We start from the raw sequence: 11,811 nt of genomic DNA on the forward strand, positions 1-11,811 counted from the left end.
GCATATCCCCTGTTTTGCTGACAGTTGTGTCAGGGAAAAGAAAATGGGCCAGAAAACTGGCTTTAGGGAGGATATAACCATGGCGTTTGCGTCAATAGCCGATGTTCAGGCAATCGAAGCCGAATCCACTTGGGCAGATCGCGATCTGCCTGTCACCACATTCCAAATGCTGAGCAACACTGCGGGCAAGTTTCCAGACCGCAGTGCTGTCACGTTCCAGCTGTTCTCGGATGATGGTGCCAAGGCCGAGACGTTCAAATGGGCCGAACTTCACGCCAAGACGGCGCAAGCCGCCAACCTGTTCCGCAGTTTAGGTGTCGGCGAAAACGATGTGGTCGCTTATATCCTGCCATGCTGTAACGAAGCCGTCGTGACATATCTGGGCGGTCAAACAGCGGGTATTGTGAACCCGATCAACCCCTTGTTGGACGCGGAACAGATCGGCGCAATCCTCAAGGAAACAGGGGCAAAGGTTGTCATCACCCTGCGCGCGTTCCCGAAATCGGATGTGCCGCAAAAGGTGGCCGAGGCTGTAGCTCTCGCCCCGAATGTCCAGCACGTGCTCGAAGTTGATCTGCACCGCTATCTGACAGGCGTCAAGAAACTGATCGTGCCGCTGATCCGTCCTAAAAATCCCGTGACGCATAGCGCGCGCGTGGCCAGCTTTAACGCCGAGATCGCCAAACAGCCGACCACGCTTTCGTTCGAGGATAGCACCGAAGACCGCGTTGCGGCCTATTTCCACACGGGCGGCACCACGGGCATGCCCAAGGTCGCGCAGCACCGCTATTCCGGCATCATCTACAACGGTTGGCTCGGCAACAAATTGTTGTTTGATGAAAACGACTGCTTGATGGTGCCACTGCCGATGTTCCACGTCTTTGCCGCGATCGTGGCGATGGGATCGGCCTTGTCATCAGGCGCCCATATCGTGTTCCCAACACCGCAAGGCTACCGTGGTGACGGCGTGTTCGACAACTTCTGGAAGCTGATTGAACGCTATCAGGCGTCCTTCATGATCACCGTCCCGACGGCCATGTCAGCATTGATGCAGCGCCCAGTGGACGCAGATATCTCAACGCTCAACATTGCGTTCTGTGGCTCGGCGCCTTTGCCGCTCGAGCTCTACAAACGTTTCGAATCTGCCGCTGGCGTCACCATCATCGAGGGCTACGGCCTGACCGAGGCGACCTGCCTTGTGTCGATCAACCCAGTTGAAGGCGAGAAAAAGGTAGGCTCGATCGGTGTGCCATTCCCATACTGTAATGTGCGGATCGTCTCGACCGACACCAATATGGACTGTGCCACAGACGAGATTGGCGAGATTTGTGTTTCGAACCCGGGCGTGAGCCCTGGCGACACATATACAGAAGCCGCCAAGAACGCTGATCTCCACTATGGCGACCACCTGCGCACGGGCGACTTGGGTCGCATCGATGGGGACGGGTATCTCTGGATCACCGGTCGTGCCAAGGACCTGATCATTCGTGGCGGACACAACATTGATCCTGCCGAAATCGAAGAAGCACTTGCCGGTCACCGCGACGTGGCCTTTGCCGGTGCGATTGGCCAGCCCGACGCACATGCAGGCGAAGTGCCTTGCGTCTATGTCGAGCTTGTTGACGGCGCGACCACGACAACGGATGCGATCATGGCCTATGCCAAAGAGCACGTCCACGAGCGTGCCGCACATCCCAAGTATGTCGAAATTCTCGACGAACTGCCGAAAACGGCGGTCGGCAAAATCTTTAAGCCTGCGCTGCGCAAAAGCGCAATCACACGTATCTTTGGCAAAACGCTTGCCGATGCAGGTCTGCCGAACGAAGTCGTCGGCGTACTCGAAGACAAAAAGCGTGGTCTCGTTGCGCAGATCAGCAAAGTTGGTGACGCAGACGCCGCGAAAATCACCGATCTTCTGGGCAACTTTACACCGCCATGGGAATGGGCCGACTGATCCAAACCTTTGATGCTAAAAACACGGGCCCGTCTCTGACCCAGAGGCGGGCCTGCGTCGTTATTGGACCTCGCAAATGGGTCGGGCACAGCCTACATTGAGCATAGAACGACAACGGTGCCATTACGCCCCTGCCTGCTGATCTCCCTGATGCTCCGATTGCCTTTATGGATCGCGATTGCGCGTTGTGCAGCTTTGGCGCTCGGATGATCCACCGGTTGGATCGAACAGGCCAAGTCCGAATTTGCCCCGTGCAATCGCAAACCGGTCAGGCGGTGCTGGCCCACTACGACATGGCGCTGGATGACCCCGACAGTTGGATATTTCTCGAAGCGGGTCATGCGTCCTTTGACTTTGACGCGATGATCTGGATTGGTGCGCGCTGTGGTGGGGTCGGCTACGCCTTCAAATCCTTTGCATCCTGCCAAAACCCGCGCGCGATGCGCTATACGGGCTTATCGCGCGCAACCGATACCGGATGTTCGGGCGTGGGGACATGTGCGGCTTACCTGATCCCGCATTTCAGAAACGGTTGATCGAATGAAGGTCATCGTCATAGGGGGATACGGCATGTTCGGCTCGCGCCTGTGCCGTTTGTTTGCCCGCGATGGTCATCAGGTTTGGGTCGCGGGACGGTCACTGACCAAGGCTCGTTCAATGGCGTCCAAACTTGGGGCTAAACCATTAAGGCTCAACCGTGACGGGGATTGGCCCGACCTGTCAAATGCAGAGGTGTTGATCGATGCGGCGGGGCCGTTCCAAACCTACACAGATGACCCATATCGCACAGCCCGGCGGGCGCTAGAGGCTGGCATGCACTGCCTCGATCTATGCGATGATGCCGCGTTCTGCGTAGGCATCACCGAGATGGACGATCTGGCAAAACAACGCGGCAAATTCGCCCTGTCCGGTGTTTCCAGCGTTCCGGCGCTCAGTTCTGCGGTCGTCGCCCAGTTGGCCCAAGGTGCGCCGATCGACGCAATTGATAGGGCAATTTTGCCAGGAAATCGCGCGCCGCGAGGCTGGTCAGTAATGGCAAGCATCATGGGGCAGGCGGGTCGCCCGTTTCCGACCACAATCGACGGTCAACCAACACCGACGCGTAGCTGGTCAAATCCTGGGACCTTCGCGATCTCTGACAGCATTTCGCGTCTCGCTTACATGATCGAAGTGCCGGACCAGCGGTTGTTCCCATAGCACTTCAAGGCTCGCAACGTGACCTTCCGTGCGGGGCTAGAGCTTGGGGTGATGAACCGCAGCCTCGCCGCGCTCAGTTGGGTCCGCCAATGGGTGGCCTTTCCGATCTCCAACTGGATGGTCAGTGCCGCACAGCGCGCCGCTACTTGGTTGGAACGCTTTGGTACGGATGTCGGCGGTATGGTCGTCAATGTGACTATCGGCAGAACGCGCCACTGCTGGCGGCTCTTGGCCTCGGGTGGTGACGGCCCCTACATTCCAACGACGCCCGCCCGCGCGATTTTGCGCAATCCGGATCAGATCACTGCAGGAGCACGCCCCGCTTTGGCAGAGCTGCCGCTGGCTGACTTTGAGGCCGCGATGAGCGATCTAGACATCACCTTCGAGACGCAGAGCAGCCCGATTGTCCCGCTGTTTGAAAAACACTTGGGTCCAGCGTTTGACGTGCTACCGGCTGAGGTTCGCGACAGCCACGTAAACACCGCGCCCCGCCGCCTGATTGGACGCGCGTCCGTCACCCGTGGGCCGGGCTTTCTGCCCACGCTTATCGCGATGCTATTTCGTTTCCCAAAGGCTGTCGATGATGTGCAGGTTGAGGTGCTCAAAACCTCAACCCCAGCAGGCGAGACATGGGTTCGGACCTTTGCACATCAGTCGTTCGTCTCGCATCTCGCGACAACACCGAACGGAATGACAGAACGATTTGGACTTTTTACGTTCACGCTTGGGCTCACTCCGACGGACGAACACCTCGCCTATCCCGTACGGGCTGCACATATGGGCCCCATCCCGATCCCGCGTCGTTTGTCACCGCAAAGCGATGCATTAGAGACGGTGCAAAACGGTCGGTTCCACTTTGATGTTAAACTCTCTGCGCCGGTGACAGGGCAGACGATCGTTCATTATCAGGGTTGGCTGGTTCCATCAGGTCTAAGCAACCGCTCATAGAGCAGTTCCAGAAATCTATCGGATCCATCAAACGGGTCAACATCCCCCCCGCGAACGGCGCGGATTTGCACGTCGAAATCCGCATAGTGTTGGGTCAACGACCAGATCGAAAAAATCAGGTGATAAACCGGCACTCGTGCGATTTTGCCAGCATCCATCCAGTCTTGGATAATGGTGCGTTTCTCATCAACCAATGCCTTGAGCTCGCCGTTTAGGGCATCTTGAATGCGGGGCGCACCTTGCAGAATTTCGTTGGCAAACAGACGGCTTTCGCGTGGAAACTTGCGGCTCATCTCGAGCTTGCGGTTCACATAGCCCATGATTTCTTCCAGCGGATCGCCATCCGCTTTCATTTCAATCAGCGGATCCAACCACGTGGTCAACAGTTCAGACAACAGCCGTTGGTGGATCGCTCCCTTGGTCGGGAAATAATACAGCAGGTTCGGCTTGGACATGCCTGCGGCATTTGCGATCTGATCGACTGTTGACCCGCGAAATCCATGGGTTGAAAAAACATCTAGCGCGGCGTCCAGTATGGTCGCTTGGTTTTTGGTCTGAATACGCGTTTGTTTTGCCATAAGTTCTTATCAAAAATGAAAAAGGGGCGGATACTCTATACCATCCCAAAATGTTTCATTTTGACGTTGGCGTCAATCAAGTTCCCGTCGAAACGGGCGGGTCAAGCCGCCAGTAAAACACGAACTTCGGCACGGTTCAGACAAGGACGCTCATATGGGGCGATCCCACCTGCATCGCGCATGCCCAACGCGGCCGGATCGGCGCTTTCGACTGGCATGTCATTAGCAAACAAAACAGCCGTGTGATCGAACGCCAGATGTAGGTAACTGCCAACCGCGTCGACGGATGTGATGGTGTCGTCGTTCAGCATGTACTTGGCCGGAACCAGAACATCATCCTGCCCGAAATACATTTGCGCCTTCCAGTTGGTGAGCAACAATTTGTGCGAAGGGGCCAGAACCGTGTCGCGTGCCGGAACACCGGGGGCGATTGCGTTTTTGGCCACTTTGATCGGGCGGTTGGCGATCACAGGACAGGCTGTCACACGGACATCGCGCAGGGGAATAAATCCATTATCCAGCGTCTTGACCAAGTCGCCACGCATCAGATGTTCAACGCGATGGGGACCGCTGCCGGTTTCAATCAACGTGCCAATCGCAAGGCCGCCCAAACCCGTTGGGATCACCGTAATCGGCGGCGGGGAAAAATGCTCTGCCATGTCGACCTCCACGTTTTCGGTGTGGAAACAATGCGATTTGAAACAGAGGTTTTGTGGACGGGATTAAGGTCATTGCGGGGCGAACTGGGGCGGCTCTAAGGCGCGCAGCTCTAGGCTGCCCACCAAAAACGCGTGAAGTGAAAGAAGATAGGTGCTGCGAAAATCACGCCATCCAACCTGTCGATAAACCCGCCATGCCCAACAACCATTGGGCCCCAATCGCGAATACCCCGATCCCGTTTGATCGCTGACATGACAAAGCTGCCAAAGAACCCAAGCAGTGAAATCAACGCTGCCATCGCCATGGCACCCAAGGGGCCAAAGGGCGTGATCCAAAACAGAAAGAAGCCAACCAGTGCACCTGAAACTGTTGATCCGATCAACCCTTCGATCGTTTTGACCGAACTGATTTGCGGGGCCAACCTGTGTTCGCCCATAAGGTGCGACCAGACATATTGCAAGGTATCAGACACCTGAACGACGACGATCAAAAAGATGATCAATAGGATATTGCGCCCTTCAAAACCAAGAATGTCGAGGTTCAGCAGGGCGGGGATGTGACTGATGCAGAAAACGGCGATCATCAGCGCCCACTGCGTTTCGGCAATACGAATGAGAAAGTTCTCGGGCCGCCCACGCAGCGCCGAAATCATAGGCAGCATCAAGAAGACATAGACCGGCACGAAAATAGAATAGAGCCCATACCACCCGATCCAGATCAGGTAGTACTGTGCGGGCAACACGACGAAAAAGGCCGCCGCGAGGCTGAGGTGATCCGAACGGTGTTTCGTTGTCAGCGTTAGGAATTCGCGCAACGCGGCAAAGGATAAAAAGCCAAACAGGAAGATGATCGCGCCTTGGCCAATCAGGCTGGCCAATCCGATGACTATGGTCATTGACCACCACGCGAGCACGCGTGCGTTGAAATTGCCCAGCACGATATCGTTGCTACCACCTGGCACAACAAAGGTTAGCGCTTGGCCCAAGGCCGTGGTCGCGACCAGCACGCCGAATGCGCCCCACAGTAGGGTCATCAGGTCACCGTACATCACCCGTCCTCCTGCTGTGCCGACGCGGGTTGCAGCGCGGCCAGAGCATCAGCAGCCCGCGCTAGAAACACATCGTTGTCCTCGTTGTCGCCCACATGGATGGGCGCGCCAAAGGTTACGGTGCAGATCAACGGGATCGGAATGATTTCTCCTGCGGGCATCACGGTATTCAAATTTTCCAGCCAGACAGGCACCAAATCAACGTCGGGTCGTTCCTTTGCCAGATTAAAGAGACCCGCCTTGAACGGCAGCAATGGATCGGTCGTACGATTGCGTCCGCCCTCGGGAAAAATGATCAATGATGATCCTTCGTCCAACGCTTCGGCCATTTGCTCGATTGGGTCACGGTCACGGTGTTCGGCCCGCCGGTCGATCAAAACTGCGTTAATCGAATGTCGCGCGATAAAGGCGCGGATCCATGACTTTAGCCAATAATCCGCTCCGGCCACTGGCCGTGTCGCGCGTCGCAACAGTGGCGGCAGCGAGGCCCAAATCAGGATGAAATCGGCGTTTGAAGTGTGATTTGAATAGTAAACTCTCTTATAGGGTAGGGGATCGACCCCCTCCCAATTGGCCCGCGCTGCCGTAATAAACCGCGCAAACAGGACAACAGACGCCCCCAGAATTTGTCCAAAAAATCGTGTCATACCACGCCACTATGCGCAGGACGCGGCGTCGGGGCAAGCGGGCATGAACAAAGCTCATGTTTCCTATCGGAAATTTTCACTTGGCAGATTTGGAATCCCTTTGTATGCCTGTGAATACCAGAACGGGAGAACGGGGATTCGTCCCCGTGCCGAAGGAGCAACCGCCCCGGTAAACTCTCAGGCCTCAGGACCGTTCTGGTAACAAAGACTCTGGAGAGTGGTGCCTCAAGCACCCGCCGAAGGGATAGCGATCTCAGGCACACGGACAGAGGGGGCATCACGGGTCACACGACCCACAGTGGTGCCGCGCGTCTCGCCGGTCCGGAGGGAAAAGATGAGCGATCTAAAACGCACGGGGCTATTCGATCTTCACGTGGAGCTGGGTGGCAAAATGGTGCCGTTCGCAGGCTATGATATGCCGGTTCAGTATCCGATTGGTGTGATGGGTGAACACAATTGGACGCGCACCCGCGCGGGCCTCTTTGATGTCAGCCACATGGGGCAGGTGATCTTGCGTGGCGCAGATCCAGCCGCCACTCTCGAAACAATCGTTCCTGTGAATGTCGTAGGTCTCGCCGAAGGGCGCCAGCGCTATGGCCTGTTTACCAATGATGCAGGCGGCATTCTTGATGACTTGATGATCGCCAATCGTGGCGACCACCTTTTTTTGGTAGTCAATGCGGCGTGCAAAGACGCCGACGTGGCCCACATGCAGGCCAACCTGACAGGTGTTGATCTAGAGGTGATCGACCGTTCGCTGCTAGCCCTTCAGGGTCCTGCATCCGAGGCCGCTTTTGCAACCATCGCCCCCCAAGTAGCCGCGATGAAATTCATGGATGTTGGCATCTACCCCAGCGACTACGGCGACCTTTGGGTCTCGCGCTCGGGCTACTCGGGCGAAGACGGCTACGAAATTTCCGTCGACAACGCCCATGCGACCGACTTTGCCTGCGCGCTGCTAGCGCTCGACGACGTGGCCCCAATTGGCCTTGGCGCTCGTGATAGCCTGCGGCTCGAGGCGGGTCTGTGTCTCTACGGATCTGATCTGGATACGACGACCACGCCGGTCGAGGCTGACTTGAACTGGGCCATCCAGAAAATCCGCCGCACTGGTGGTGACCGCGCTGGCGGCTTCCCCGGTGCAGATGTCATCCTGCCTCAGCTTGAAAACGGTGCCGCACGCAAACGCATTGGTCTGCTGCCAGAAGGCCGCGCTCCTATGCGGGCTGGCGTCACGCTGCATGATGCCGACGGCACCCAGATTGGTACTGTGACCTCAGGCGCATTTGGCCCGACGATCGAACGCCCGATGGCGATGGCCTATGTCGACACCGCTCACGCCGCCACAGGTACTGAAATTTTTGGCAACGTTCGGGGCAAAATGCTCCCTGCGGTTGTCACTGACATGCCGTTCCGTGCGGCCACTTACAAACGATAGCTAACAGAAAAGGGACCCAAAATGAAATTTACAGAAGAGCACGAATGGCTGCGCGTCGAAGGTGACGAAGTACTCGTTGGCATCACCGAGCACGCCTCGACCCAATTGGGTGACGTGGTTTTTGTCGAACTGCCAGATGCGGGCATCGAAGTCAGCAAAGACGAAGAAGTCGTGGTGATCGAAAGCGTCAAAGCCGCCTCTGACATTCTCGCCCCTCTTGATGGTGAAATCACAGAAGTGAACAGTGCTCTCGAAGACAACCCCAGCCTAGTCAACGAAGACCCGCTGGGTGATGCATGGTTCTTCAAAATGAAGTTGGCCGACATGTCCGAAATGGACGGCCTGATGGACGAAGCCGCTTACAAAGCGTTCATCGGCTAACTCGTATTTCCCCCCGCACACCAGCGCGGGGGCACACACTCAGATCAAACACCGCAGGGTCCCCCAGCGACAGGAGTTGTTATGTCTTTTACACCTACCGAATACCTGCCTTACGATTTTGCCAACCGCCGCCACATTGGCCCGTCCCCCTCTGAAATGGCCGAGATGTTGGCTGTTCTGGGTGTCGACAGCCTCGACCAATTGATCGAGGAAACGGTTCCGGCCAGTATCCGTCAGTCCGAGCCGCTTGATTTTGGCAAAGCCAAATCCGAACGCGAACTGCTGCACCACATGCGCAAGACAGCGTCCAAGAATAAAGTACTGACATCGCTCATCGGGCAAGGCTACCACGGCACCGTGACGCCGCCTGTGATCCAGCGCAACGTGCTGGAAAACCCTGCGTGGTACACCGCCTACACCCCGTACCAGCCCGAGATTTCCCAAGGCCGCCTTGAGGCGCTGTTGAACTTTCAAACCATGATCACAGATCTCACTGGTTTGGCTGTCGCCAACGCGTCCCTGCTGGACGAAGCCACCTCTTGCGCCGAGGCGATGGTCATGGCCCAGCGGGTGTCCAAGACCAAAGCAAACGCATTCTTTGTCGATGAAAACTGCCACCCGCAGAACATTGCGGTGATGAAAACCCGCGCCGCGCCGCTCGACATCGAAATCATCGTGGGCGCCCCCGAAGATCTAGACGCCAGCGCCGTGTTCGGTGCGATTTTCCAGTACCCTGGAACCTATGGCGGCCTGCACGATTTTACCGATCCAATTGCGGATCTCCACGCAAACAAGGCTATTGGTATCATCGCTGCAGACCCGCTGGCTCTGACACTGCTCAAAGAGCCGGGTGCAATGGACGCTGACATCGCGGTGGGCTCGACCCAGCGCTTTGGCGTGCCAGTTGGCTATGGCGGTCCACACGCGGCCTATCTCGCCTGTAAAGACGCGTATAAACGCAACCTTCCGGGCCGTATTGTAGGCGTCTCTGTCGATGCCGCTGGCAACAAAGCCTACCGTCTTTCACTGCAAACCCGCGAACAGCACATCCGCCGCGAAAAGGCGACGTCGAACGTTTGTACGGCCCAAGCATTGCTCGCGGTTATGGCGTCTTTTTACGCGGTGTTCCACGGGCCAGAAGGGCTCAAGGCAATTGCCCAGCGTATCCACCGCAAAACCGTTCGCATGGCCAAAGGCCTGACCGAAGCTGGCTTTGACGTGCAGCCCGACAGCTTCTTTGACACGATCACCGTTGAGGTCGGCGCGATGCAAACGGTCGTCATGGACGCCGCTGTCGCAAACGGCATCAACCTGCGCCGTGTCGGAACAACCAAAGTTGGCATCACTCTTGATGAATACAGCCGTCCCAAGACGGTCGAGCAAGTTTGGAAGGCCTTTGGCATCCACCGTCGTGACCGCGAGTTTTCGCCAGAATACCACGTGCCTGATGCACTGATCCGCACAACCGAATACCTGACCCATCCGGTGTTCCACATGAACCGCGCCGAGACGGAAATGATGCGCTATATGCGTCGTCTTTCAGATCGCGACCTCGCACTTGATCGCGCGATGATCCCGCTTGGATCTTGCACAATGAAGCTGAACTCGGCCGCAGAAATGATGCCAGTCAGCTGGCGCGACTTCTCGATGATCCACCCGTTTGTGCCCACCGACCAAGCGGCGGGCTACCACGAACTTGTTACTGATCTAAGCGAGAAGCTCTGCACCATCACGGGCTACGATGCCATGAGCATGCAGCCCAACTCTGGCGCCCAAGGTGAATACGCTGGCCTTTTGACCATCGCTGCGTACCACCGCGCGCGGGGCGAGGATCGTGACATCTGTCTGATCCCTGTAAACGCTCACGGCACCAATCCAGCCTCGGCACAAATGTGCGGCATGTCGGTTGTGGTTGTCGGCTGCACCGAACGCGGCGACATTGACGTGGCCGACTTCCGCGCCAAGGCCGAAGCAGCGGGTAACAAGCTCGCCGCCTGCATGATCACATACCCATCGACCCACGGTGTGTTCGAGGAAACCGTGCGCGAGGTCTGCGACATCACCCACGAGTTTGGTGGTCAGGTCTATCTTGACGGCGCGAACCTCAACGCGATGGTCGGCCTGTCAAAACCGGGCGAGATCGGCTCGGACGTCAGCCACCTGAACCTGCACAAGACGTTCTGCATTCCGCACGGCGGCGGTGGTCCCGGCATGGGTCCAATCGGGGTCAAGGCGCACCTTGAGCCGTTCCTGCCGGGTCACCCTGAAACGGGTGGCGAAGAGGGACCTGTTAGTGCAGCACCTTATGGCTCGCCGTCTATCCTGCCGATCTCATGGGCCTATGTCCTGATGATGGGTGGCGCAGGCCTGACCCAAGCGACCAAAGTGGCGATCCTAAATGCCAACTACATCGCCAAGCGGCTCGAAGACGCGTTTCCTGTTCTCTATCGCGGCACAAACGGCCACGTGGCGCATGAATGCATTCTCGACACGCGTCCCTTTGCCGAGGCAGGCGTGACAGTGGATGACATTGCCAAGCGTCTCATCGACCACGGCTTTCACGCGCCGACCATGAGCTGGCCCGTTTCTGGCACGTTGATGGTTGAACCGACAGAGTCTGAAACCAAGGCCGAGCTCGACCGCTTTATCAACGCGATGCTTTGCATCCGCGAAGAGATCACAGCGGTGGAAAATGGCGAAATGTCAGCAGAGCGGAGCCCGCTGCGCCACGCCCCACACACAACTGTGGACTTGGTCAGCGATTGGGATCGCCCCTACAGCCGCGAGGCTGCGTGTTTTCCTCCCGGTTCGTTCCGCGTCGATAAATACTGGCCACCGGTGAACCGCGTGGACAACGTGTTTGGCGACCGCAACCTGATCTGCACATGTCCGCCGCTAGAGGAATATCTCGACGCTGCTGAGTAATAGCATTTGCGCTGCCTTTCGGCATCGCGAGGGGG

11 protein-coding genes and 1 riboswitch are annotated in these 11,811 nt (G+C 57.2%); of the genes, 7 read left to right on the forward strand and 4 right to left on the reverse strand.

What is annotated here, in order from left to right; all coding sequences use genetic code 11:
• Window positions 1-79: 79 nt before the first annotated feature.
• The 4 genes from TR2A62_RS16280 (at window position 80) to TR2A62_RS19255 (ending at window position 4,099) form a co-directional block, all read left to right on the forward strand.
• Window positions 80-1,954, forward strand: a complete 1,875-nt coding sequence (locus TR2A62_RS16280) for an acyl-CoA synthetase (RefSeq protein WP_009159068.1) — start codon at window positions 80-82, stop codon at window positions 1,952-1,954.
• A gap of 167 nt (window positions 1,955-2,121) precedes the next feature.
• Window positions 2,122-2,490 (forward strand): DUF393 domain-containing protein, encoded by a 369-nt coding sequence (locus TR2A62_RS16285; RefSeq protein WP_009157872.1) that lies wholly within the window; start codon window positions 2,122-2,124, stop codon window positions 2,488-2,490.
• A gap of 4 nt (window positions 2,491-2,494) precedes the next feature.
• Complete coding sequence (locus tag TR2A62_RS19250) at window positions 2,495-3,151, forward strand: NAD(P)-binding domain-containing protein (RefSeq protein WP_009158710.1); 657 nt, start codon at window positions 2,495-2,497, stop codon at window positions 3,149-3,151.
• 18 nt (window positions 3,152-3,169) lie between these two features.
• Entirely contained in the window at window positions 3,170-4,099 is a 930-nt protein-coding gene (locus tag TR2A62_RS19255) for a DUF4166 domain-containing protein (RefSeq protein WP_009160293.1), read from the forward strand.
• On the opposite strand, the gene TR2A62_RS16295 is transcribed toward TR2A62_RS19255, so the two are convergent.
• The 4 genes from TR2A62_RS16295 to TR2A62_RS16310 form a co-directional block, all read right to left on the reverse strand.
• The gene (locus tag TR2A62_RS16295) at window positions 4,057-4,677 is read right to left on the reverse strand and encodes a TetR family transcriptional regulator C-terminal domain-containing protein (protein WP_009157878.1); all 621 of its coding nucleotides are present in this window, start codon (window positions 4,675-4,677) and stop codon (window positions 4,057-4,059) included. The two genes, TR2A62_RS19255 and TR2A62_RS16295, sit on opposite strands and share 43 nt — an antisense overlap.
• A 101-nt stretch (window positions 4,678-4,778) precedes the next feature.
• Window positions 4,779-5,336 (reverse strand): Hint domain-containing protein, encoded by a 558-nt coding sequence (locus TR2A62_RS16300; RefSeq protein WP_009159544.1) that lies wholly within the window; start codon window positions 5,334-5,336, stop codon window positions 4,779-4,781.
• Window positions 5,337-5,446: 110 nt separating this feature from the next.
• Window positions 5,447-6,385, reverse strand: coding sequence for a phosphatidate cytidylyltransferase (locus TR2A62_RS16305; protein WP_009158229.1), 939 nt, complete (start codon window positions 6,383-6,385; stop codon window positions 5,447-5,449).
• Window positions 6,385-7,032 carry a 1-acyl-sn-glycerol-3-phosphate acyltransferase gene (locus tag TR2A62_RS16310; RefSeq protein WP_009157437.1) on the reverse strand — a complete coding sequence of 216 codons (648 nt, stop codon included), beginning with the start codon at window positions 7,030-7,032 and terminating at the stop codon, window positions 6,385-6,387. The genes TR2A62_RS16305 and TR2A62_RS16310 overlap by 1 nt, the downstream gene beginning before the upstream one ends.
• Window positions 7,033-7,145: 113 nt before the next feature.
• Window positions 7,146-7,235: riboswitch (glycine riboswitch) on the forward strand.
• A gap of 131 nt (window positions 7,236-7,366) precedes the next feature.
• Between TR2A62_RS16310 and gcvT the strand changes: the two genes are divergently transcribed.
• From gcvT to gcvP, 3 genes are all read left to right on the forward strand, one after another.
• Window positions 7,367-8,470 carry a glycine cleavage system aminomethyltransferase GcvT gene (gene gcvT / locus TR2A62_RS16315; RefSeq protein WP_009160174.1) on the forward strand — a complete coding sequence of 368 codons (1,104 nt, stop codon included), beginning with the start codon at window positions 7,367-7,369 and terminating at the stop codon, window positions 8,468-8,470.
• Window positions 8,471-8,491: 21 nt separating this feature from the next.
• Window positions 8,492-8,851, forward strand: coding sequence for a glycine cleavage system protein GcvH (gene gcvH, locus TR2A62_RS16320; RefSeq protein ID WP_009159116.1), 360 nt, complete (start codon window positions 8,492-8,494; stop codon window positions 8,849-8,851).
• A gap of 81 nt (window positions 8,852-8,932) precedes the next feature.
• The gene (gene gcvP / locus TR2A62_RS16325) at window positions 8,933-11,776 is read left to right on the forward strand and encodes an aminomethyl-transferring glycine dehydrogenase (protein WP_009158055.1); all 2,844 of its coding nucleotides are present in this window, start codon (window positions 8,933-8,935) and stop codon (window positions 11,774-11,776) included.
• Window positions 11,777-11,811 lie beyond the last annotated feature (35 nt).

The sequence above is a fragment of the Thalassobium sp. R2A62 genome (assembly GCF_000161835.1).
Lineage (GTDB): Bacteria > Pseudomonadota > Alphaproteobacteria > Rhodobacterales > Rhodobacteraceae > Thalassobium.

Coding starts and splice junctions, on each gene's coding strand:
- gcvP (WP_009158055.1), top strand. CDS start 8,933: ATGTCTTTTACACCTACCGAATACCTGCCTTACGATTTTGCCAACCGC.
- TR2A62_RS16295 (WP_009157878.1), bottom strand. CDS start 4,677: ATGGCAAAACAAACGCGTATTCAGACCAAAAACCAAGCGACCATACTG.
- TR2A62_RS16305 (WP_009158229.1), bottom strand. CDS start 6,385: ATGTACGGTGACCTGATGACCCTACTGTGGGGCGCATTCGGCGTGCTG.
- TR2A62_RS19250 (WP_009158710.1), top strand. CDS start 2,495: ATGAAGGTCATCGTCATAGGGGGATACGGCATGTTCGGCTCGCGCCTG.
- TR2A62_RS16285 (WP_009157872.1), top strand. CDS start 2,122: ATGGATCGCGATTGCGCGTTGTGCAGCTTTGGCGCTCGGATGATCCAC.
- TR2A62_RS16300 (WP_009159544.1), bottom strand. CDS start 5,336: ATGGCAGAGCATTTTTCCCCGCCGCCGATTACGGTGATCCCAACGGGT.
- TR2A62_RS16280 (WP_009159068.1), top strand. CDS start 80: ATGGCGTTTGCGTCAATAGCCGATGTTCAGGCAATCGAAGCCGAATCC.
- gcvT (WP_009160174.1), top strand. CDS start 7,367: ATGAGCGATCTAAAACGCACGGGGCTATTCGATCTTCACGTGGAGCTG.
- gcvH (WP_009159116.1), top strand. CDS start 8,492: ATGAAATTTACAGAAGAGCACGAATGGCTGCGCGTCGAAGGTGACGAA.
- TR2A62_RS16310 (WP_009157437.1), bottom strand. CDS start 7,032: ATGACACGATTTTTTGGACAAATTCTGGGGGCGTCTGTTGTCCTGTTT.